Below are 21,289 nucleotides of genomic sequence, written 5' to 3'. Positions count from 1 at the left end.
CGATTATAAATAACGATCATTTTTTCTTTCGGCGCCATAAAATCAAGAAAACGATCAGCAGCAGGATAACACCGGCGATCAATAAGGTATAACTTGGCGCTTCATTGGTTTTAGGTAATGTTTTTTCGACATCGGCAGTAGCGTTGGCCTCTTTCGAAGAAGTCGTTGTCGCTGTTTCTTGGGCTGTCGTCGAAGTTGCCGTCGCTTCTTCAGTCGTACTCGTTTGCGTGCCTGTAGGCAGATACATGGAATCATTTGCCGCTTGAATGATATAAGAGATCCGTCCGGGGACAAAGGCACCTGGATCAACTTGCATCTCTTGTTCCATCTGATTCAAATTGGTCAAAATTGAAATCATCCATTCGTTGGAAACGGCTTGATTCAAATGTAAAAAGACTCCGTCTGCTGGATAGACGACCCTTAAATATTCCTGCAACTGATCCACGACAGGAATCAAGTCAGCAAAACTGGCGTAGCTATTCGCATCAAAAGCCAGTTGCGGCTCAATGGCTTCCCAGGATAACGTCTGATCGACAAACAAGGCACCGATGATTTTTGCCAAGTAAGCAATATCAAAGCCCATCGCATCACTAGAATAACGTAACGCTAGGCGATTGCCATTGGTCAATTCTTCATCTGTCAACTGGTCCAACTGTTCTTGGGTAAATGCGGTCACACTGCCTTCAGTGATCCCTTGGGTTAACGCACTACGCAACGAACTAGGTTCATCGGCTAATGTATTGATTTCATTGACGTTTTGCGTTCCTGTCTCTGCTTGGATCGAGGCAATAACGGCTTCGGAATCGACCGGCTCTTGATTCTCGTCAGCTGTAGTTTCTGAAGTAGCGGATTGATCCGTTTCTTGGTTTTCCCCTGTACTTTCTTGGGCAGAATTTTGGATCTGCTCACTGTCTGTTTGCCCTTCTGATGAAAGTGTCTCGCTAACGGCAGCCGGATTGTCACTTAAACTCGTAGCCGTTTCATCTGCATGAACCATCAATGGTGAAAATGCCAACGTCATTAGTCCGAGCCAAATTATTTTTTTCATCGTCATTGCCTCCTCGTATGGGATTTCTCCCTTTGTAACGAAACTGTAACATAAAGGCCTCGTTTCCGCAATCAATTTAGTAACTTCTTAAAAAAAACCTCCATCTTTATCAGATAGAGGTTTTATCATTATTTTATCGTTGCCACGTGCATCACTGCTTGACCCGCTTTTGTTTCCGCGATCGGTAACAGTTCAACGTTGGCTGCTTGGTCCATATTGGTGATAATAACGAGCATCTCAGAGGCTTTGCCTTTGGCTGTCAGCTGCGCCAAATCGACTTGGGCAACTTGGGTGGCTGGTGTCACCGCTTGGCCTTCCTCCACCAGGATCTCAAAAGGTGCTCCTTGCAATTCGACGGTGTCGACACCCATGTGCAGCAGAATCTCTAGCCCGCTAGCAGTCTTGATCCCCAATGCATGTTTCGTTGGGAAAATCGTCGTGACGGTTCCTGCTGCTGGTGCAAAGATCGCCCCATTGTCTGGCAAGACGAAATACCCGTCGCCCATCATTTTTTGCGAAAATACCGGATCACTTGACGCGCTGATCGATTTTGTCGTACCTGTTGCTACTGCGTATAAGGGTGTATCGATCGTTGTTGCTGATGAATTTGCTGCCGTTTCCTTTGCAGCCGTTTCACTCGTTTCTTTTGGTTGCGGTTGCACAGTGACGGTTGCAGCTGGTTTTGCCTCCTCTGCCTCAATCCCTTTGACTGCTTCTAAGCGATCTTTAGGAATCCCAAAGAAGTAGGTGGCAACGAAGCCGCCAGCATAGCCTGCTAACAAGCCGAAAATATAGCCCATCCAACGGCCGTTGGCAATCAATGGAATCAAAGCTAGCCCTGATGGTCCAATCGCCGTTGCGCCGATATTTGTCAAAGCGCCAATGACCGCACCACCGATCCCACCACCAATACAAGCAGTGATAAATGGTCGACCTAATGGCAATGTCACTCCGTAGATCAATGGTTCGCCGATACCTAAGATCCCAACTGGCAATGCACCTTTGATCATTTCAGAAAGCTCTTTGTCTTTACGTAGTCGTACCCATAAGGCGAAAGCTGCTCCGACTTGACCGGCACCAGCCATGGCTAAAATCGGTAATAATTGCGTGCTGCCTGTTGCTTCGATCATTTGGATGTGGATCGGGGTCAAAATTTGATGCAAACCAAACATGACCATTGGTAGGAAGGCCGCCCCTAAGACAAACCCAGAAAACGCACCGCCCACATTCAAGACCCAAGTGATTGAACCGACTAAGCTGTCAGAGATCAGACCTGCCAATGGCATGATCAAGAAAATCTCCGTCAAACCGATGATCAACAAACACAACGTCGGAGTCACGATAATATCGATCGCTTCAGGAATCACTCGATGCAGCACTGCCTCTAATTTCGCCAAAAGCCATACAGCGAAGATCACACCGATGATCCCTCCTTGGTTGGCAGCTAAAGCTTCGCCGGTGAACAAGTTTTGGATCGGGGCTTCTGGGTTCATACCGGTCAGCAAGATGATCGAACCGATCACTCCACCAAGGGTTGGATTGGCTTTAAAGACCTGCGCAGCATTGACCCCAGTAAAGATTGCTAAATAGGTGAACATCCCATTTCTTAGGACGTTTAAAATCATGACATAATAATTCCAAGTGTCTCCATCTAAATTTCCAGCAGTGATCATGTTGGTCAGAACGGAGGCGATCCCTGCAACGAGTCCTGCACCAACGAAGGCTGGAATCATTGGAACAAAGATATTTGAAATGTCTTTCAGCAGCGACTTCAATGGTGATGATTTTTGTTTGGCTTTTTGGGCTGCTTTCATCTCTGCCGTTTTTTCTGATAACGCCTCTTTGCCTGATTTTTGCTGCGGGATCTCTTGCCCTAAATCAACACCGGCTTTTGCCACCATTGCGTTGGCTACTTTGTTGACTTTCCCTGGTCCGATAATGACTTGCAGCTGCTCGTCATTGACGACACCCATCACGCCGGGAATCTCTTTTAACCCTTGTTGATCGACCTTGTCGTGGTCGCGGACGGTCATTCGTACGCGAGTCATACAGTGATTGACTGTTTCTACGTTGTCCATTCCGCCGGCTTCTTGAAAAATCTTCTCCGCTAACTCTTCTACCGTCAGTGTTTCTTTTGCCATTACTTTTCTCCTCCTAACGCCGTTTTGACAAACCCTTGTGCCGTGGCAAGTTTTGCTTGTGCTTCGTCTTTCGTGCTATCCGTCAACAGCATCACGATCGCCAATTTGACATTCTGATCTGCTTCTTCAAATGCTGCAGCGGCTGTTTCATAATCAGCTTCAGTTGCCTGCATGATGATCCGTTTTGAGCGTTCCACCAATTTTTCGTTGGTCGCTTTCACGTCGACCATCAAATTATTGTAGACTTTACCGATCCCTACCATCGATAACGTCGAGATCATATTCAAAATCAATTTTTGGGCAGTTCCTGATTTCAAACGAGTCGAACCCGTCAGAAACTCTGGGCCACAATCGACTTCAATTGGAAAGCTGGCATGTTGAGAGATCTCCGCATCTTTGTTACAAGCGATCGTAGCCGTTGTGGCACCAAGCTCATTGGCGTAATCAAGAGCCCCAATCACGTAAGGCGTTCTACCACTGGCAGCGATCCCGATCACCATGTCATTTGGGTTCAACTTCAGATCGACAAGGTCTTGTTTCCCTAGCGTTAAGGAGTCTTCTGCTCCTTCGACAGCGACCGTCATCGCTTCTTCACCACCGGCGATCAGACCAACCACCATCTCTGGTGATACCCCAAAGGTTGGGACACATTCGGCCGCATCCAAGACGCCTAATCGACCACTTGTCCCAGCGCCAAGATAAATCAAGCGTCCGCCTTTTTTAAAAGCAGCGATAGTTTGTTCAATCACTTTTTCAATACTAGGAATTTCTTTTTCCACTGCATAGGCAACTTTTTGATCTTCTTGGTTCATTTTTTGGCACGCTTCTAAAATCGTCATTTCATCTAAATTGCTCGTTTCGCTATTGCGTCGCTCAGTCGTTAATTTGTCTAAATTGATTTTATTCATTGGAATCATCTCTTTCTAATTTAAATCGCATCCCTGCTTTGATTTGTTGGATCAAAGGCAGATCGGCTGGTATCACCTGAGCGGCGAGGTTGACTTTGGGGTCTGCAGGCAATGGTCGTTTGCACACTTGAATCTCTCCCATATAACGCAAGTACTCTTGGTTATCGATCGTCACAGCACCCATTGGCCGCTCTTGACTAAGTTCAGGTTTGACTTCTGGAATGGCATTGAAACGGGCATCGGCGCTACGCAAGACATCTCGAGCTTCATCGTAACGATTCTGGTGATCCCCTAGTACGTGTTCAAAGTAAGTAGAACCAAGATCTTTGACCCGCAAAACGATCCGCGCTTCTTGCAGATACGTCGCAAACTGCTGCGCACTTTTTGCAGAAACCATCCCATCGCCAATGTAAACAGCATCAACTGAGCCAGTAGCCAACAAGTCGATTGCTGCGGCAAAAGGCGACCAGTTGCGGTGTCTTTCCAGTGTGGGTAATCCTTGAAATAACGGTCCGCGTTTCTTGGCATCTCCTGGAACAAAGGCTTGGACGAAAAAGCCTTGTGCTTTCAACCAGCGGTTCTTCTCCTGAAACCAGTCAGCATCCAGTCCTGTTTCTGGTCGGGGGTAATAATTGTGCCAAGCTTCCAAACGAGTAAAATCAGCTCCATACGTCTGCAGCTCTCGAATGTCTTTTTCCGTTAATGTACTGGCATTCAAACTAATGGTCATTTCTTTTGAAAAAGCAGCGATTTGTTGATTGTCGATGGCATAGTCCATTCGTAAACCAGTGACACCGATCTCCCTTAGTTCCGCCAGATTGTCGATGGAAAAGCCCGCTTCTGCTAAGGCGTTTCCAGAAATATCTACCATTAAAGACAGCTGATGGTCTTTTGCGAAACCTCCCAAGTCCGTCAGACGCTGCCGATAGGTACTGCGATCGTCTTCTGGTATGTGCATGGAGGTGAAAATCCCTTTAAAGCCTGATGCCATCGCAGTCATCTGCTCAAGTTCTGCTGCCGTCAAGTCTTCGTTCATAAATACAGAAAAGCCGAACATCTCTTTGCCTCCTTGGTGAGTCACTATCGTGATACCGTTTTCTATAAAAGCATTATAACTGATTCCCTTCCTGTTCGCAACTATATTTCATAATTAAATCATCAATATAGAAATATCGTTTCATTTAATAAGAAAGCTTTACCGTTTAAACTTTCTTATGCCCTTCTTTCTGCACTTGTGGTAAACTTTATTAGGAACGAAACTTGCTTTCGTCATTTTTACATAGTAGGAGGAATCACATCATCAATGATTACAATGGATGATATTATTCGCGAAGGCAATCCAACCTTGCGTGAAGTAGCAAAAGAAGTACCATTTCCTTTGAGCGAAGAAGATATCGCACTAGGAAAAGAAATGATGACCTTTTTAGAAAACAGCCAAGACCCAGTCAAGGCAGAAGAACTCGAATTAAGAGGTGGTGTTGGTCTAGCAGCTCCTCAATTAGATATTTCAAAACGAATCACAGCGGTCCTCGTCCCTAGCAGCGACCCAGAAAAAGCAGAACCTGATTTTAAAGATGTTCTTTACAATCCTAAAATTCTAAGTCATTCCGTGCAAGAAGCTTGTTTGGGTGAAGGCGAGGGCTGCCTGTCCGTGGACCGTGAAGTCCCTGGCTACGTGGTACGCCATGCCCGGATCACGATCAGCTATTACGACATCAACGGCAAAAAGAAAAAAGTTCGTTTAAAGAACTATCCTGCGATCGTCGTTCAGCATGAGATCGATCATTTGAACGGGGTCATGTTCTACGATCATATCAATCAACAAAATCCTTTTTCATTGAAAGAAGGCATTTTAGTCATCGACTAACTAAAAAGTCTCTACCGACATTTTGCGGCAGAGACTTTTTTTTCTTCTATATTATTGAGTATCCTCTGGATATCTTCCTTCAAGGTTTTGGCGTTAATTGCCTTTTGCTAGGCTTTCTTGATGATCGGCTTTGATTTTTTCTAATAACGCCGGTTGTTCAAAAAGATCTAACGCGGTCAGCGCTAAAAGTTCAGCCGCGATAGCGATCGACTGCAAGCCTTTTTCACTCTTGGCAGCGGCTTTGAATTCTTCCGAATGACCCGCAATGTAGTCATCTGAAATCGAAACGGTGGGTTGGATCGTCGGGATCACTTGACTGACATTGCCGACATCAGAAGAACCAAGACTTGTTTTGGCTTCCGTATCGATCTCATCGGCAGGTACGCCCGCTTCTTGGGCATGGGCAAAGAAAATCTCATCAAAACTTGGTGTCACGATCACATCATCGACGGAGTTTTGGAACAAGCCGAATTCATAGGTCGCTCCCGTGGCTAAAGCGGCTCCTTTGACGATGTTTTCGACTTTCTCGTAGACATCGTTCAAGGTCGCTCGATTGGCTGCTCGTAAATAAAAACGACCGGCTGCATATTCTGGCACGACATTGGCTGCCACGCCACCATCGGTGATCACACCATGAATATTGACGTCTTTTGGTAAGTGTAGACGCAATCCATTGATCCCGTTAAAGACTTGCAGCAATGCTTCTAACGCGTTGATGCCTTTTTCTGGTGCAGCTGCCGCATGGGAAGCTCGACCATAGAACTTGATATCCACTGGATCATTGGCTAATGACGCTGTCGTTTTGCCATAGCGATGGGCTGGATGGACACAAAGAGCGGCATCGACATCATTGAAGAACCCTTCACGGACAAAACTGCCTTTAGCGGAACCATTTTCCCCACCTTCTTCTCCTGGCGTCCCATAGACTCGAATCTCCCCGCCTAGCTCATCGATGAAAGGTTGCAGGGCACTGGCTGCTAAGACGGAATAAGTCCCGAAGAGATTGTGCCCACAAGCATGACCGATCCCTGGTAACGCATCGTACTCAGCTAAAAAGGCAATCGTTGGGCCCGGTTTTCCACTGACATAGCGGGCATCAAAGCCGGTGCGATGTCCTGCGACATCCTTTTTAACAGCAAAGCCTTCTTTTTCTAATTGGGCGATCAGGGCATCGGCTGAGTAAAACTCATAGTTGCTGACTTCTGGGTGATTATGGATATCTAATGCCAAGGCTTGATAAGCGGCTAAACGCTCTTGGATAAATGGTTTAATCGTTGCTTTTGTAATAGTTGCTGTTGTCATAATCAAATCTCTCCTTTTTCTTACATGGTTTTTTTCAGTGTTTTTATCAAATTACATAGCACTTATTTTGCTCCAAAGGTTTCCCAAGCAGGAACACTTGATCCTTTTGACGTTTCCTCGATGACTTTTTTCGTATCCTCTGTTTGGTAAGCAGCAACCACTTTTTGGTAAACTTCATTGTCTTCATCTTCTTTACGGGCGGCAATGATGTTGACGTAAGGACGGGCCGTTTCATCAACAGGCTCTAAAAAGATTGCATCTTCGGTAGGCACAAATCCTGCATCTACCGCCATGCCGCTATTGATAACAGAAACATCGACATCGGAAAGTGCCCGGGCTGTTTGCGCTGCATCAAGTTCCGAAATTTCTAAATTCAAACGGTTTTCAGTAATATCCGCGACCGTTGGTGTTTGTCCGGCTGCTTCATCCACTTTGATCAATCCAGCTGATTGTAACAAGAGCAATGCCCGACCACCATTGGTCACATCATTCGGGATCGCAACTTTAGCTCCTTCAGCCAAGTCGTTGACATCCGTCACTTTGTCGGAATAAATGCCTAATGGCGCGTTGACTGTATTGCCGATCGATACGAGATCGGTACCAAATTCTTTATTATAATTGTCCAAGAAAAATTGGTGTTGGAATGAATTGAGGTCAATGGAACCATCAGCTAAGGCTGCGTTGGGTTGATTGTAATCAGAGAATTGGACATATTCTAAATTGATGCCTTCGTCTTTCAAACGATCTTTGACATCATCCCAGACATCGGTGTCCGCGCCAATCACTCCTAATTTCACAGTGACTTCTTCTTGGTCAGTGGCTGCGGCACTGCCATTGTTTCCGCATCCGGTAATAAATAATAATGCTGCCCCTAAGACGATTGATTGTACGATTTTTTTCATTTTTTCTTCCTCCATAGACTTGCTTGTTTTTTTATTTGTACGTAAGTGGTGGTCAGTGTGATACTCGTTTAATGAGTAGGTTGCTGACAAATTGACTGATAAAAACGAATACTAAGATGATCAAGGTCGCCATGATCGTGACATCGGTCTGGAATCGGTTGTACCCGCGGGTGATGGCTAAGTTACCTAAACCGCCAGCGCCAACTGCTCCTGCCATGGCGGTCAATCCGATCACATTGATCACGGTCAATGCAGAGACCCGAATGATTCCCGCCACGCCTTCTGGCAAATAGACCCGAAAAATGATGCCGAAAGGACTGGTGCCCATCGCTTCGGCTGCTTCCACGACACCGGGGTCAACTTCTAGCAAGGCAATCTCGATCTGCCGAGCAAAGAAAGGAATGATCCCAGCAATCAGAGGAACCAATGCTGCTGTTTCGCCGATCGTCGTTCCCACAAGAAATCGGGTAAAGGTTCCTAGCAACGTCAATAAGATAATAAAAGGGATCGAGCGGACCACATTGATGACCTTATCGAGAAATTCAAAGAGTGGTCGATTTTCTAAAATTCCACTCGGTCGAGTCACTACCAGGACGATCCCTAACAAGATGCCTAAGATGCCCGCGATCAAGGAGGTCCAAAAAACCATATACAAGGTTTGGATCGTTGCTGCGACAAATTCATCTTGGATCGCAACAACATTGGGAAAATATCTTTCTAATAAGGCAGCCATCTAAAATCCTCCTTTAATCACATTGTTTAATGGTTCTGCATGATTTTCTTTTAAAATATTGGTGTACACTCCTTGAGACTTCAAATATTCTAAGGCATGTTTGCGCTGTTGGTACTCTCCGGATAAGCTAACGACCAAGCTGCCGATCGGCACTTCTTGCAAGATCTCCACGTTGCCGTAAAGAATATTGGTGGTCACTTTGTAGCGACTGTACAATTGGGCGATCAGTGGTTCATTGGTTTGATCCCCCACGTAGGACAGCTCCACCAGCCATTCATTCGGTGCCAAGGAAGAAAACTTCGAACTGCCGAGGATCGTTTCTAAGGCTTGGTCGATGTGCGTCGCCGTTCGGATGAAATCTTTGGTCAATGGTTTTTCTGGTTGGCTAAAAATCTGAACGCTCGAACCTTGCTCAATAACTTCACCGTCTTCCATCACTGCCACTTTGTTGCAGATTTCTTTGACAACTTGCATTTCATGGGTAATGATCACGATGGTCAAACCGAGAGTCCGATTTAATTTTTTCAACAAAGCCAATATCTGTAAGGTCGTTTTCGGATCAAGGGCGCTAGTTGCCTCATCACACAGCAAGATCTCTGGATCATTTGCCAAAGCTCTGGCAATGGCGACCCGCTGTTTTTGTCCTCCAGATAGTTGGCTAGGAAACGCTTGGGCTTTTTCTTCCAATCCAACAAGCGCCAGCAGCTCGGTTACTTTTTGATGACGTTCCTGTTTGGACCGTCCCCCATATTTCAAGGAAAAATCCACGTTATCAAAAACATTGCGGCTGTCCATCAAGTTGAAGTGCTGAAAGATCATTCCGATCGTTTTCCGTTTTTCTCGCAGGTCTTTCGCAGAAAGTGTGGTCAGCTCCGTGCCGTTGACGACGACGCTGCCGCTGCTTGGGCGCTGCAATAAGTTGATCACACGGACGAGTGTACTTTTCCCGGCGCCTGAGTAACCCACGATGCCGTACACGTCCCCTTTGTCGATCTCGATCGATACGTTTTTGACCGCTTGGATCGCGGGTTTCTTTGATTGATTGAATGTTACTGATATATCTTTTAATGAAATCATCGTCTTCCCCCTAGTTCTTGTCTTTTTCAATAAAAAAAAGGCATCCTCAAACAAGTCACCTGTGACTTGTTTGAGGACGCCTTTTTGCGTGTTACCACCTCAGTTTAAGCTGTACTCGCATACAGCTCCTTTTCGAGTACGATCATACTCTAGCCAGATAACGGTCGCTACCGTCGTCGCCTTGCAAACTACTGCTCGGAACGAATCACTCCTTGGCCATTTTCTAAAAGTCGTTTGATGCTTCTTTTCAGCTACCGAAGCTCTCTGTTGAAAAAACGTGCTTTTGTACTTACCAATTCTTCGTGTGTGGTGCTATTTGATTTTTGTGTATAAAAAAAGTCCTTTTACCAGCGTTTGCTAGTAAAAGGACGAATACTCGTGTTACCACCTTTTGTTTAGAAGGTTTCCCTTCCCTCAACCCAACGTCTAGCCGTGCTAGAGATTGGTGCACTTTGTAACGGTAGTGCGCATCCGTGATTGCCTACTTATCGACAATCAATCCTCCAAGGCCATTTTTCATCGCTTCTGACTTGACTCTTTCCACCAACCAGAGTCTCTCTTTAAAGTATCCGCGGTTACTTTCCTTCTCAACAGATTCATTATTCTTGTTGAGTTGTACTTTACTGGAAAATGAACGCCTTGTCAACAAAAAATCACAATTTTTTCATCTAAGTGTTCCCCAAGACTGCCGATAGCGTCCTTGCCAGAATGGTTTACGCCTCAATTTTGATAGAGCATGCCTTTTTCTGCTAACTGTTGTTTGGCTTTTTCCAGAGCCGCAGGATCGGTGTAACGCAACGTATGCAAGTGTACCCCATTGGTTAAATCTGAGAGCAAGCGGGCTTCTGCATGTTTGGTTTTGTTGATGAAATCAGTCACGTCTTGGTCTGTTTGAATCTGCAAATTGCCAGTGATCTCTCCATAGATTTCATGTTCAACGATGACATCGACCACTTCCACGCCACAAGCGACAAAAATCCGCAATTCTTCTTCGGTTTGTTCAGGCCGATGCTGCACCGCTAGCTTGCTGACATGCCCCGCCTCATTCAACAGTGCTTGCAGTCGATAGCCGCGAGCAGTGGCCGCGATCGCTTCACCGGCTGCTCGCAGCAAGGCAATGTCCCCAACGATGATTTGGCGACTGACTCCTAGTGATTCTGCCAGTTTGCTGGCACTGATCGCTTTGTCCGCTTGCTTCAATGCCGCTAAAATCGTTTCTCGACGTGTTGCTCCATCCATACTCATTCCTCCAATTGATTCTCTTGATAGGTTTTTGAGTGTTTCATAATTGATTGAAACATGGCTAAAATCGTTTCCTCATAGGCTTGATTTGAAATCGCCTGCCGAATATTTTCCAGCACTTTCTCTTCACGATTTTCATCTAAAACCGGCAACTGACTACTTTTCTTCAATTGCACGATTTCATTAACTGTACTCATGCGTTTTTCTAAAAGATGCGTGAGCTGCCAATCAATGTCATCGATCGCCGCTCGCTGAACAGCCAAAGGATCTTGCTGGTTGTTTTCTTCTTCCAAGTCGATCGTCTTGATGACCCGTGCCGGATTTCCCGCCAGCACAACATTGTCTGGGAATGATTTGGTAACGACACTGCCAGCCCCCACCACGACATTGTTACCTAAGCGCACCCCCGGCAAAATCGTGGCCGCGCCACCGATCCACGCGTTATCGCCAATCACGATCGGTGCCCCTAATTCTAAGCCGCTATTTCGTTTGACCGGATGCAATGGATGAGTCGCCGTAAACAACCGAACATTGGGTGCCAGCATACAGTTGTCACCAAAGGTAATTGGACAAACATCTAATAGCACACAGTCGTAGTTAGCATAGAAGTTTTTGCCGACAGAAATATTGTAGCCATAATCAAAGCGGACATTCGGTTCGATATAGATTCGACCAGTCACAGAGCCGAAAGTTTCTTTTAGTAACTGCTCTTTGATTTTTGTATCAGTTTCTTGGTTGATCAGGTTCATTTGTTCACGGGCATATTTCCGGTCTGCCACCAATTCTGGATCTGGGGAAAAGTACAATTCGCCAGCAATCATTTTCTCTTTTTCGGTACGTTGTGTCATATCATAAACTCCTTCATTCAATTTTCTGGAAAAACGTTTCGGCTGCTGCGGTCAACATGCCATATTCATTCGGGATCGCCAATGGTTCCTTATTGATGACCAACACCTGCTGGCTGTAATCGACTAGCCCTGCAAAAGGATAGACTTGCAGCGAAGTCCCCACGACCACCGTCAGGTCGGCTTGAGCAACGGCCTGAATGGCTCCTTCAATGGTTTCATCCGTAAATCCTTCCCCATAAAGCACGATCGCCGGCCGAATCTGACCGTCACATCCTGCATGGTGCCAATCCTGCAAATACGCTTGCCAAGGTACCGGATTACCGCATTTTCGGCAATAACAGTTGTACAAGGAGCCGTGAAAATCGATTCTTTGGTGACTCCCCGCTTTTTCATGCAGTCCATCGATGTTTTGTGAAACGACCGAAACTGTTTTTTTCGTTTGCAGCGCAGCCATTTTTTGATGAATGATGTTCGGCTGGGCCTGAGGATGGTAGAGGTGCTTGACGAACTGATAAAATGTTTCCGGTTCGTTTTCTAAACAGTCATGGCTTAACAAATACTCTGGCTGGGCCAGTCCTTGATAGACCCCTTTTAAGGAACGGTAATCAGGAATGCCCGATGGGGTTGAAACACCGGCACCCGTCAAAAAGGTCACGGATGATGCGGCGGTGACCGTTGCGATTGCTTGCTCAATAGATACCTTCATCGTTCTAACTTCCTTTATGGCTTTTCTCTTATTCTAACCGAAAAAGAACCGTTTTTGCGAAAAATCAGCCATTTTCTTTTTTAAAAGCAACTAATGCTTTTTCTTGCGGAATTGCTTATAATAAATGCAATAAATACAAGAAGAATGGGAAAACCAAATGAAAATTTTGATTATCGAAGACAACAATGAGATCAGCGAAATGTTGGCTACTATTTTAGCAGCTGACTATACCGTCCAGCAAGCCTATTCAGGCACGGAAGGTCTGCTGCTTTTTCAGCAAGATGCTTTCGACTTGATTTTGCTAGATCGAATGCTCCCCGGTAAAGATGGGACACAAGTCTTGCAAGAGATTCGCCAAACCTCCACGGTCCCCGTCATTATCTTGACTGCCTTAGATGAACCAGCTGATGTTTCCACCCTTTTGCTGGCGGGGGCCAATGATTACTTGACCAAACCCTTCAATGTCGAAGAATTAAAGGCACGTATCATTGTTCAATTGCGAACAAATAAACAACCCCCTCCAGTTGCCAGCAGCCACTCGTATAAAAACATTCAACTGTTGCCTGACTCGTTTCAGCTGCAACGAGGAGAGGCAACGGTTCAGTTAAAGAAAAAGGAGTTTGAGATTTTTTCCCTGCTCTTAGCGAACCCCAAAAAAGTTTATACCAAAGAAATGCTCTATGAAGCTGTTTGGCAAGAACCTTACTACGGTGAAGAAAACACGATCAATGTCCATATCAGCCATTTACGCAGCAAAATCAAAACACTCGATCCAGATGAAGCGTATATCGATACTGTCTGGGGCATCGGCGTCAAGCTAGCTTAAAAAGGAGGAACCTCATGCATATACTTCAGTTTTTCGCCGCTCTGATCGTTGTGTTATTGTTGGGCTATTGGTTTTTCTTACTATATGATCTAAAAAAGTACCACCAGCAATTAACAAGAATCAGCGAAATCGAAACAAATCAAGAGATCCATTTACAGACCCGCGTCCCCGCTTTAAAAGCGATCGCCTTGTTAAACAATCAGATACTCAGAAAAAATAAGCAGCAACACTATCAAATGCTGCAAGAAAACCAGCAGTTGGAACAAGCCATTCAAAATATCTCTCACGACTTACGCACACCTTTGACGGTCGCCAGCGGCTACACACAACTGCTGCAAGCCGATGCGACCCTCACCCCGCAACAGCTACAGCTGTTGGATAAAGTCAGCAGCAACCTAGAAAAAGTCGAAAATCATCTGGAACAGTTGTTGACCTATCAGCGTCTCAAAGACAATCAGCTCGCTTTGACTTTGGAAGAATTCAATCTGTCTCGTTTATTGGAAGAAGAACTGCTCCAGCTTTATCCTTCTTTTGAGGAAAACCATTTATCACTGACGGTTGCGATCCAACCCAACATCATGATCATTTCAGATAAAAAAAGCTGGCAACGAATTTTCCAAAATGTCCTTGGTAACCTGCTGGAACATGGCAGTGAAACGGGGACGATCCGCTTGAATCAGCAAGGAGGTCGCATCGTTTTCCAACAGGAAAATCAGCTGAGATCACCGATCCAGCACCCAGAAAAATTGACCCACCGCTTTTATACCGAAGACCTTTCACGGCATAAACAGCAAGCCGGACTTGGTCTGTATATCATCGCGGCATTGACTAATGCATTAGACGGCAAGATCCAATTGGATACAACCGAAGAGACGTTTCGTTTGACCCTTTTTTGGCAGCAGTCCGTTGAACCCCACTAACTCATGGCTATACACAAAAAACACCCAATCGCTCGACCTTCACTAGTCGATACGGTTGGGCGTTTTTCTGCTCTTACAATTCTTGTCTCTTAAACACCAGATGCGCAGCCAAGAGGCAAAGCAATAAACTGATCAGGCTCCCAAGAAAAATGGGTTGGACTGTTTCCCATGTTTGGAAAGTAGTCATGGTCACCATCTCTAACCCGCCTTGAAAGTCCAAGTATTGTAAAAACTTCCAGTTGGGTAAAGAGATTCGGGCAATCGCAAAGGCCATCGGAATAAAAATCGTCGCCAACACGCTGACCGCTGTATTTTTGGTCAAATACAAAACTAGCACTGCAAAAGAGGAAGTCGCTAATAAAATCAGTACAAAACTAACGAAATAATACAACAAGTTTTCTATCTGTGAAAGGTCATTATAACCAATCCCCCCAATAACCGTTCCCGCTACAAAGCTCACCAAACAAATCGCGACGATCTGTAAGACCAGCACCAATGTATAAACCAAGAATTTCCCAAAAAGATAAGCGGGTTTGGAGACACCAACGGTAATGATATTCTTCATGGTCCCTTTCGTGTACTCACTGCCTAAGACCTGCATCACCAATGGCAAGGAGTAATACAGCAACATGGAAGACAAACTGGTCTGGATCGCCAGAAAGCCAGTCATTTCCGTAAGGCTGCCTGCTGTTTGCGTACTATCCCCAAGAGTGACCCCTACACTACCATTGGAAACAACGGATAAAATCACCAACAATAAAATAATTCCTTCTGTGATCCAAAAACTTTTACTTCTTGATAAACGATACAAATCGGCTCGAATAAAATTCAACATCTTAATTTCCCCCTTCACTTGTTACTAACTCTTTGAAATACGACTCTAGATTTTCCCCTTCAAAAGAAATCCGGTCGATAGCGATCCCTTCATAAACCAGCTGACGGACCAGGTCACGAATCAACACATTCTCTTGATAAATATGAATTTTGTGGTCACTGACGACTTTATATTCGGAAATCAGCTGACTCTCTAGCAAGCGGCTAGCTGTGGCTACATCATCCACTTCTAATTGAATAAACCGTTTCGCCATCAGATCGAATTCGTGTTTGGTCATCTCTTTGATCAGACGCCCCTCACTAATGACCCCAAAACGTGTAGCCACTAAGTACAACTCTTCTAAAATATGACTGGAAATCAAAATCGTCATGCCGCGTTCTTGATTCAATCGTAAAAGCAGCTCCCGAAACTCAACGATCGCTACAGGATCCAGGCCATTGATCGGCTCATCTAGTATTAGAAAATCCGGTTGGTTCAATAAAGCGATGGCTAAGCCTAGCTTTTGTTTCATACCCAAAGAAAAATCACGGTATTTCTTGTGGCCAACATTGGTCAATCCGACAAACGCCAATGCTTTACTGACCGCCTCAGGTTCCACCACCCCGCAGATTTTGCAATAATAGTTCAAATTTTGTTCAGCGGTCAATTGGTCGTAAGCGACTGGGGTCTCAATCACATTACCGACCCGTTTCAGCATCTGAGTGTACACTTTGCCGCCTTCAACATCAAACAACTGCAGACTGCCACTAGTTGGTTGGATCAACTGAACGATCGCTTTTAATAGGGTCGTCTTCCCAGCACCATTTCTCCCCACCAATCCATAAATATCTCCCTTAGCGATCGTTAGATCGACATCATGTAGCGCCTGCTGTTTGCCGTAACGCTTGTTTAATCCTTTGATTTTAAGAACATTTTCCATTTTTACTTCCTCCTTGCTTGCTTCTGTGCTCATTCTAGCAAGCAGATCTAAATCAGCTATTAACTAATTATTAATTGATTCTTAACTCGTAGTTTTCTGCAAAAAACAGTTTATTTCTATTATACACAGCTGAAAATGAACCGATCTAGAAAAACCGTCCCTTTTCAGCAAACCAACCAATAGCAGATGATCTTTTCATTACTGCTTTTGCTCTTTGTTTTTTGCCTCACAAAGAAAGAGATTCCTTCATGACAAGGAACAAAAAACGTGGTAAACTAGTCACGAATCAAAGTGAGGTGAAATACATTGGTAGCAGCTATTATTTATTGGGCAATGATCATTATCAGTTTCGGTTGGTTGGCAGTCAGCTTATATTTCTCTATCTTCTATTTAGCACGTAAAGAAAATGGCAATTTATGGGCATTCGGCTTTTTAAATGTCATCACAGCAATCATTCAAGCCATCGTCCTTGTGGTTTACCGTACCTTCGGACAAGATTGGGGCGTTACACAATACTCAAGCCTCATCTATCTAGCACTTGGCTTATTGCTTGCTTTGACAGTCATCCAAGCTGTTTTAGGCCGTGAACCAAAAGCGAAAGTCGCTTAAGGGTTCCAATAGACACTCGTAAAAACGATCCGCTTTCTCTTTGATAAAAATAGGGAAATGGTCGTTTTTTTGTTAAAAAGAATTGACATTTGGGTGCTTTTCTTCTAAACTCTGAGAAGAATCAAATTAAATACGAGTACCCTTTAACATTTAGGTAGAGGTCGCGAGGTTCATTAATCCTGCTGAGTGAAGCAACACGTTTACAGCAGAGCTAGGGAACATCGCCGAAACAAGGTCGGTTTTGCTTGCATCGATTTTGTTGGGCCGCAAATGAACAATTTGCGGACTGTCTTAGCTTGTCTAAGTTGCGCTATGTTTTGTGAAAGGTTTGTCGACGATGACCTGTCAACAGCCGTTTTCCAATCATGGAGTACGGCTGTTTTTTTGCTTTTTCATCCTTACCTGCTTGTCCAACTCGTGAAAGGAAAGAGAAAAAATGAAAAAAAATAATTGGATCTGGGCAGTCTTCGCCCTCTGTCTAACCCTCATTCAGCTGCCCCTAACCGTGCAAGCGGATGACCAAACGCCTGCGGAACAATTCCGTGTCGGTATGGAGGCAGGCTATGCCCCATTTAACTGGACGCAAACGACGGACGCCAATGGTGCCGTGCCGATTTCTGGGGAAGAAGGCTCGGCGTTTGCCGGCGGTTACGATGTCCAGATCGCCAAACGAATCGCTGAAGGCTTAGGCAAAGAATTAGTGATCGTCAAAACCCAATGGGACGGTCTGCCGCCAGCTTTACAAGCGGGGACTATCGATGCTGTGATCGCTGGTATGTCACCAACTGCCGAACGTCGCGAGCAAATTGATTTTACCGATCCTTACTATGAATCAGATTTGGTGGTAGTGGTTCGTAAAGATGGCGAGTTCGCCGATGCCAAAAGCCTCGCTGATCTTTCGGGGGCAAAAATCACTGCCCAGCTGAATACTTTCCATTATACGGTCATAGATCAAATCCCTGAGGTCCAAAAAGAACAAGCCATGCGGGACTTCTCCTCCATGCGCGTTGCTTTAGCTTCGGGTATCATTGACGGTTACGTCAGCGAACGTCCAGAAGGCGTCACTGCCGTCGGGGCAAATCCTGATTTGAAGATGGTCGAGTTCGATGAAGGCGCCGGTTTTGAAACCAACCCAGAAGACGTCCAAGTAGCAGTCGGGATGCGCAAAGGCGATCCCGATGTTGAAAAAGTCAATGAGATCCTTGCAGGAATTTCTGAAGAAGAACGGGTTTCCCTGATGGATCAAGCAGTTTTAGATCAGCCTGCAGATGCCAGCGGAGAAACGGCAGATCAAGGTCTGATCGCTGATTTTAAAAAAATCATTGATGATTACGGCATGCTCTTTTTACGAGGCGCTGGCTTGACCTTATTCATCGCGATCCTTTCAACGATCATCGGATTGATTATCGGTCTTTTAGTCGGTATCTTCCGGACATTGCCGCTTTCAGAAAATCCAGTAGGACGTTTCTTCCAACGCATCGTCAACGGCCTGCTGACTATTTATATCGAAGTTTTCCGCGGCACCCCAATGATGGTTCAAGCAATGGTTATTTTCTACGGAACTGCTCTAGCCTTTGGTGTCTCCATGAATCGCACGCTGGCAGCCGTGCTGATCGTTTCTATCAATACGGGTGCCTACATGTCTGAAATCGTTCGTGGGGGGATTTTTGCTGTAGATGACGGCCAATTTGAAGCAGCTCAAGCGATCGGAATGACTCATTGGCAAACCATGATCAAAGTCGTGTTGCCGCAAGTAATGCGCAATATTTTACCAGCTACCGGAAATGAGATCATTATCAATATCAAAGATACTGCCGTCTTAAGTGTCATCAGTGTTGCAGACCTCTTCTTCCAAGGTACATCAGCCGCTGGAACGAACTTCCAATACTTCCAAACATTTGCGATCATCGGTGTGATCTACTTAGTCTTGACCATCAGTGCCACCCAGATCTTGCGCTTTGTTGAACGCAAAATGGATGGTCCCAGTGCGTATGTCAAATTAGAAGACATCAACCCGAACGAATAAGGAGGAAGAACATGTCAGCAATCATTGAAATTGACCATTTAAAAAAGAGTTTTGGCGACAACGAAGTCTTAAAAGACATCAGTTTGTCTGTTAATAAAGGAGAAGTTGTCACGATCATCGGTTCTTCTGGTTCAGGAAAATCTACACTTCTTCGCTGCATCAACTTATTAGAAAAACCAACCAGTGGGCAAATCATCTACTTAGGTGAAAATGTGCTGGAAAAAGGCTATGACTTGCCGAAATACCGTACGCATCTAGGAATGGTTTTCCAATCCTTTAACCTATTCAACAATATGAATGTATTAGAAAACTGCGTGACGGGCCAAGTCACTGTTTTGAAACGTGATCGCAAAGAAGCAGAAGCGACTGCCAAAGAAAATCTGGAGCAAGTCGGTATGGCTCAATATGCCAATGCCAAGCCTTCCCAGCTTTCAGGTGGACAAAAACAACGGGTAGCCATTGCCCGTGCCTTATCGATGAATCCAGATGTCATGTTGTTTGATGAGCCGACTTCTGCGCTAGATCCAGAAATGGTCGGTGAAGTGTTGAAGACCATGAATACGTTAGCTCATACTGGCTTGACGATGGTGATCGTTACCCACGAAATGGGCTTTGCCAAAGAAGTGTCTGATCGGGTCATCTTTATGGATCAAGGTGTCATTGCCGAACAAGGGACGCCTGAAGATATCTTTATTCATCCAAAAGAGCAACGCACCAAAGAATTCCTTTCCCGTGTGTTGAATTAATTTTCTGTCTTGAAACACTTAGCGGTCTTCTTCCGAGCTTTTTCGTCCTTTTTCAGTAAGCTTGGAAGAATTCAATGCTAAGTGTTTTTTTATTGCAGGAGGAGGAATTGTCAGAATTTATCAAAAAATCACAAAAAACCATTGCTATTTGTTAGAAACTTTGTTATTTTTTTTAAAACTAAGGAATTATAGGAGCTTTCATTTATGGAAAAAAAGTTACAGTTTAAGGATTATATGTATGTTGGATCAATGCTTTTCGGTCTTTTCTTTGGTGCCGGAAATCTGATTTTCCCCGTTCACATGGGACAAGAAGCGGGCGCGAATGTCGGCTTAGCCAACCTTGGCTTTTTAGTTACAGGGATCGGCTTGCCATTTTTAGGGGTCATTGCTATTGGCGTTTCCCAAAGCAGCGGTGTTTTTGAATTAGCTTCTCGGATCAATCGCCGCTATGCAATGATATTTACGATTTTGCTTTATTTAGTGATTGGGCCATTCTTTGCTCTGCCTCGTTTGGCTACTACTTCTTATGAGATCGGGATCGCTCCCCATGTTTCATCAGACATGCAAACTTGGTTATTGGCGTTGTTCTCTGCCCTATTTTTTGGAGCTGCCTGGTGGTTTTCACGCAAACCTAGCAAAATCTTAGATTATGTAGGGAAGTTTCTAAATCCCTTGTTTCTGGTCTTACTAGGAGTTTTGCTCTTTTTTGCCTTTTGGCAACCACTAGGAACCATCAGCGATGCGCCGATCTATCCTAGCTATCAAAGCGATGCTTTCTTTACTGGTTTCACAAACGGCTACAATACTCTCGATGCGCTGGCATCTTTAGCCTTCGGGATCATCATCGTCTCAACGATTCGCAATATGGGGGTTGAGAAACCTGCGACGGTCGCAAAAGACACGATCCTTTCCGGCTCTGTCAGCATCGTGTTGATGGGGATCATCTATACCTTACTTTCTTATATGGGAACCAAAAGTTTAGGCCAGTTTCCCATCAGCGAAAACGGTGGGATCGCTTTGGCACAAATCGCCAACCATTACCTTGGCACTGTCGGCAGTCTGCTATTGGCATTGATCGTCATCTCTGCCTGTTTAAAAACCGCCATTGGTTTGATCACGGCCTTTTCCGAAACCTTTGCTGGATTGTTTCCAAAGCAAAGCTACGGATTCTTTATCGCTTTGACAAGTATCTTACCAGCGATCTTCGCTAATGTCGGCTTGACCAATATCATCGAGTTTTCTATTCCAGTCTTGATGTTTATCTATCCACTGGCGATCACTTTGATTTTGTTGGCGATCATCAGTCCATTATTTAACCATCGTGCCAGTGTCTATCGAATGACGACATACTTCACGTTGATCGCTGCAATCATCGACGGCTTAAATGCGAGTCCTGCAGTGATTACCAACAACGCTTTCGTGCAAGGTATCTTGTCTTTTGCGTCAGATTATCTGCCCTTTTTCCAAATCGGGATGGGGTGGGTCGTACCAGCTGCGATCGGATTTTTGATCGGTTTGCTATGGTCGTGGTTCAAAAAAGACCCTGTTTCAGCCTAAATTAGTTAAAAAGATGAAAATAACCTACCTTTTTTTAAAGGGTAGGCTATTTTTTTGATTAAAAAGACTGACAGTTT

At 44.9% G+C, this 21,289-nt stretch carries 20 protein-coding genes, 1 riboswitch and 1 other annotated feature; of the genes, 7 read left to right on the top strand and 13 right to left on the bottom strand.

The annotated features are described in order from the left end of the window. Positions 1-16: 16 nt before the first annotated feature. The 4 genes from IGI88_RS08695 to IGI88_RS08680 all read right to left on the bottom strand — a co-directional run bounded on the left by IGI88_RS08695 (position 17) and on the right by IGI88_RS08680 (position 5,154). Complete coding sequence (locus IGI88_RS08695; protein ID WP_429960356.1) at positions 17-1,048, bottom strand: LPXTG cell wall anchor domain-containing protein; 1,032 nt, start codon at positions 1,046-1,048, stop codon at positions 17-19. A 128-nt stretch (positions 1,049-1,176) separates the two neighbouring features. Beyond that, positions 1,177-3,189 (bottom strand): glucose PTS transporter subunit IIA, encoded by a 2,013-nt coding sequence (locus IGI88_RS08690; protein ID WP_008376202.1) that lies wholly within the window; start codon positions 3,187-3,189, stop codon positions 1,177-1,179. Continuing rightward, positions 3,189-4,097: an N-acetylmuramic acid 6-phosphate etherase gene (gene murQ / locus IGI88_RS08685; protein WP_008376205.1), complete on the bottom strand. Its 909-nt coding sequence runs from the start codon at positions 4,095-4,097 to the stop codon at positions 3,189-3,191. Before murQ ends, IGI88_RS08690 begins: the two co-directional genes overlap by 1 nt. Beyond that, entirely contained in the window at positions 4,090-5,154 is a 1,065-nt protein-coding gene (locus IGI88_RS08680) for a DUF871 domain-containing protein (RefSeq protein WP_061053670.1), read from the bottom strand. Before IGI88_RS08680 ends, murQ begins: the two co-directional genes overlap by 8 nt. A gap of 246 nt (positions 5,155-5,400) precedes the next feature. Here IGI88_RS08680 and def point away from each other — a divergent pair, with 246 nt between their 5' ends. Next, on the top strand, positions 5,401-5,964 hold the full coding sequence (gene def / locus IGI88_RS08675; RefSeq protein WP_008376209.1) for a peptide deformylase: 564 nt from the start codon (positions 5,401-5,403) through the stop codon (positions 5,962-5,964). Positions 5,965-6,057: 93 nt separating this feature from the next. On the opposite strand, the gene IGI88_RS08670 is transcribed toward def, so the two are convergent. The 7 genes from IGI88_RS08670 to IGI88_RS08640 all read right to left on the bottom strand — a co-directional run bounded on the left by IGI88_RS08670 (position 6,058) and on the right by IGI88_RS08640 (position 12,774). Beyond that, on the bottom strand, positions 6,058-7,266 hold the full coding sequence (locus IGI88_RS08670) for a M20 family metallopeptidase (RefSeq protein WP_005232314.1): 1,209 nt from the start codon (positions 7,264-7,266) through the stop codon (positions 6,058-6,060). A 62-nt stretch (positions 7,267-7,328) separates the two neighbouring features. After that, positions 7,329-8,168 carry a MetQ/NlpA family ABC transporter substrate-binding protein gene (locus IGI88_RS08665; RefSeq protein ID WP_008376213.1) on the bottom strand — a complete coding sequence of 280 codons (840 nt, stop codon included), beginning with the start codon at positions 8,166-8,168 and terminating at the stop codon, positions 7,329-7,331. A gap of 52 nt (positions 8,169-8,220) precedes the next feature. Next, positions 8,221-8,901, bottom strand: a complete 681-nt coding sequence (locus tag IGI88_RS08660) for a methionine ABC transporter permease (protein WP_005232318.1) — start codon at positions 8,899-8,901, stop codon at positions 8,221-8,223. Next, the gene (locus IGI88_RS08655) at positions 8,902-9,978 is read right to left on the bottom strand and encodes a methionine ABC transporter ATP-binding protein (RefSeq protein WP_008376218.1); all 1,077 of its coding nucleotides are present in this window, start codon (positions 9,976-9,978) and stop codon (positions 8,902-8,904) included. Between the two features lie 361 nt (positions 9,979-10,339). Further along, positions 10,340-10,578 (bottom strand) — a binding site (T-box leader). 120 nt (positions 10,579-10,698) lie between these two features. Then, the gene (locus IGI88_RS08650) at positions 10,699-11,223 is read right to left on the bottom strand and encodes a transcription repressor NadR (protein ID WP_016611442.1); all 525 of its coding nucleotides are present in this window, start codon (positions 11,221-11,223) and stop codon (positions 10,699-10,701) included. Next, positions 11,220-12,068 carry a chorismate mutase gene (locus IGI88_RS08645; protein ID WP_008376222.1) on the bottom strand — a complete coding sequence of 283 codons (849 nt, stop codon included), beginning with the start codon at positions 12,066-12,068 and terminating at the stop codon, positions 11,220-11,222. The genes IGI88_RS08650 and IGI88_RS08645 overlap by 4 nt, the downstream gene beginning before the upstream one ends. Before the next feature lie 13 nt (positions 12,069-12,081). Next, positions 12,082-12,774, bottom strand: coding sequence for an NAD-dependent protein deacylase (locus tag IGI88_RS08640; protein ID WP_008376224.1), 693 nt, complete (start codon positions 12,772-12,774; stop codon positions 12,082-12,084). Between the two features lie 157 nt (positions 12,775-12,931). On the opposite strand from IGI88_RS08640, the gene IGI88_RS08635 reads away from it, so the two are divergent. Next, complete coding sequence (locus tag IGI88_RS08635) at positions 12,932-13,600, top strand: response regulator transcription factor (protein WP_005232327.1); 669 nt, start codon at positions 12,932-12,934, stop codon at positions 13,598-13,600. Positions 13,601-13,614: 14 nt separating this feature from the next. Further along, positions 13,615-14,520: a sensor histidine kinase gene (locus IGI88_RS08630; RefSeq protein WP_139959840.1), complete on the top strand. Its 906-nt coding sequence runs from the start codon at positions 13,615-13,617 to the stop codon at positions 14,518-14,520. 73 nt (positions 14,521-14,593) lie between these two features. On the opposite strand, the gene IGI88_RS08625 is transcribed toward IGI88_RS08630, so the two are convergent. Both IGI88_RS08625 and IGI88_RS08620 read right to left on the bottom strand, forming a co-directional pair. Then, complete coding sequence (locus IGI88_RS08625; RefSeq protein WP_008376229.1) at positions 14,594-15,355, bottom strand: ABC transporter permease; 762 nt, start codon at positions 15,353-15,355, stop codon at positions 14,594-14,596. Between the two features lies 1 nt (position 15,356). Beyond that, the gene (locus tag IGI88_RS08620; protein WP_429960355.1) at positions 15,357-16,274 is read right to left on the bottom strand and encodes an ABC transporter ATP-binding protein; all 918 of its coding nucleotides are present in this window, start codon (positions 16,272-16,274) and stop codon (positions 15,357-15,359) included. 306 nt (positions 16,275-16,580) lie between these two features. Between IGI88_RS08620 and IGI88_RS08615 the strand changes: the two genes are divergently transcribed. The 4 genes from IGI88_RS08615 to brnQ all read left to right on the top strand — a co-directional run bounded on the left by IGI88_RS08615 (position 16,581) and on the right by brnQ (position 21,212). Further along, positions 16,581-16,883, top strand: coding sequence for a hypothetical protein (locus IGI88_RS08615; RefSeq protein ID WP_005232333.1), 303 nt, complete (start codon positions 16,581-16,583; stop codon positions 16,881-16,883). A 147-nt stretch (positions 16,884-17,030) separates the two neighbouring features. Beyond that, positions 17,031-17,204: riboswitch (Lysine riboswitch) on the top strand. A 115-nt stretch (positions 17,205-17,319) separates the two neighbouring features. After that, the gene (locus IGI88_RS08610; RefSeq protein WP_005232337.1) at positions 17,320-18,909 is read left to right on the top strand and encodes an ABC transporter permease subunit; all 1,590 of its coding nucleotides are present in this window, start codon (positions 17,320-17,322) and stop codon (positions 18,907-18,909) included. An 11-nt stretch (positions 18,910-18,920) separates the two neighbouring features. Beyond that, positions 18,921-19,655 carry an amino acid ABC transporter ATP-binding protein gene (locus IGI88_RS08605; protein WP_005227196.1) on the top strand — a complete coding sequence of 245 codons (735 nt, stop codon included), beginning with the start codon at positions 18,921-18,923 and terminating at the stop codon, positions 19,653-19,655. Between the two features lie 204 nt (positions 19,656-19,859). After that, complete coding sequence (gene brnQ / locus IGI88_RS08600) at positions 19,860-21,212, top strand: branched-chain amino acid transport system II carrier protein (RefSeq protein ID WP_008376239.1); 1,353 nt, start codon at positions 19,860-19,862, stop codon at positions 21,210-21,212. The last annotated feature ends 77 nt before the right edge of the window (positions 21,213-21,289 follow it).

Origin of the sequence: Enterococcus sp. AZ179, assembly GCF_050498885.1 — a bacterium.
GTDB classification, from domain to species: Bacteria; Bacillota; Bacilli; order Lactobacillales; family Enterococcaceae; genus Enterococcus_D; species Enterococcus_D entomosocium.
The sequence above is the reverse complement of the archived record's forward strand: the minus strand, read 5'-3'. Positions and strand labels throughout refer to the sequence as shown.

Bases quoted from the DNA above. Each gene is read 5' to 3' on its own strand.
- IGI88_RS08695 (WP_429960356.1), bottom strand. From the start codon at position 1,048: ATGAAAAAAATAATTTGGCTCGGACTAATGACGTTGGCATTTTCACCA.
- IGI88_RS08690 (WP_008376202.1), bottom strand. From the start codon at position 3,189: ATGGCAAAAGAAACACTGACGGTAGAAGAGTTAGCGGAGAAGATTTTT.
- murQ (WP_008376205.1), bottom strand. From the start codon at position 4,097: ATGAATAAAATCAATTTAGACAAATTAACGACTGAGCGACGCAATAGC.
- IGI88_RS08680 (WP_061053670.1), bottom strand. From the start codon at position 5,154: ATGTTCGGCTTTTCTGTATTTATGAACGAAGACTTGACGGCAGCAGAA.
- def (WP_008376209.1), top strand. From the start codon at position 5,401: ATGATTACAATGGATGATATTATTCGCGAAGGCAATCCAACCTTGCGT.
- IGI88_RS08670 (WP_005232314.1), bottom strand. From the start codon at position 7,266: ATGACAACAGCAACTATTACAAAAGCAACGATTAAACCATTTATCCAA.
- IGI88_RS08665 (WP_008376213.1), bottom strand. From the start codon at position 8,168: ATGAAAAAAATCGTACAATCAATCGTCTTAGGGGCAGCATTATTATTT.
- IGI88_RS08660 (WP_005232318.1), bottom strand. From the start codon at position 8,901: ATGGCTGCCTTATTAGAAAGATATTTTCCCAATGTTGTTGCGATCCAA.
- IGI88_RS08655 (WP_008376218.1), bottom strand. From the start codon at position 9,978: ATGATTTCATTAAAAGATATATCAGTAACATTCAATCAATCAAAGAAA.
- IGI88_RS08650 (WP_016611442.1), bottom strand. From the start codon at position 11,223: ATGAGTATGGATGGAGCAACACGTCGAGAAACGATTTTAGCGGCATTG.
- IGI88_RS08645 (WP_008376222.1), bottom strand. From the start codon at position 12,068: ATGACACAACGTACCGAAAAAGAGAAAATGATTGCTGGCGAATTGTAC.
- IGI88_RS08640 (WP_008376224.1), bottom strand. From the start codon at position 12,774: ATGAAGGTATCTATTGAGCAAGCAATCGCAACGGTCACCGCCGCATCA.
- IGI88_RS08635 (WP_005232327.1), top strand. From the start codon at position 12,932: ATGAAAATTTTGATTATCGAAGACAACAATGAGATCAGCGAAATGTTG.
- IGI88_RS08630 (WP_139959840.1), top strand. From the start codon at position 13,615: ATGCATATACTTCAGTTTTTCGCCGCTCTGATCGTTGTGTTATTGTTG.
- IGI88_RS08625 (WP_008376229.1), bottom strand. From the start codon at position 15,355: ATGTTGAATTTTATTCGAGCCGATTTGTATCGTTTATCAAGAAGTAAA.
- IGI88_RS08620 (WP_429960355.1), bottom strand. From the start codon at position 16,274: ATGGAAAATGTTCTTAAAATCAAAGGATTAAACAAGCGTTACGGCAAA.
- IGI88_RS08610 (WP_005232337.1), top strand. From the start codon at position 17,320: ATGAAAAAAAATAATTGGATCTGGGCAGTCTTCGCCCTCTGTCTAACC.
- IGI88_RS08605 (WP_005227196.1), top strand. From the start codon at position 18,921: ATGTCAGCAATCATTGAAATTGACCATTTAAAAAAGAGTTTTGGCGAC.
- brnQ (WP_008376239.1), top strand. From the start codon at position 19,860: ATGGAAAAAAAGTTACAGTTTAAGGATTATATGTATGTTGGATCAATG.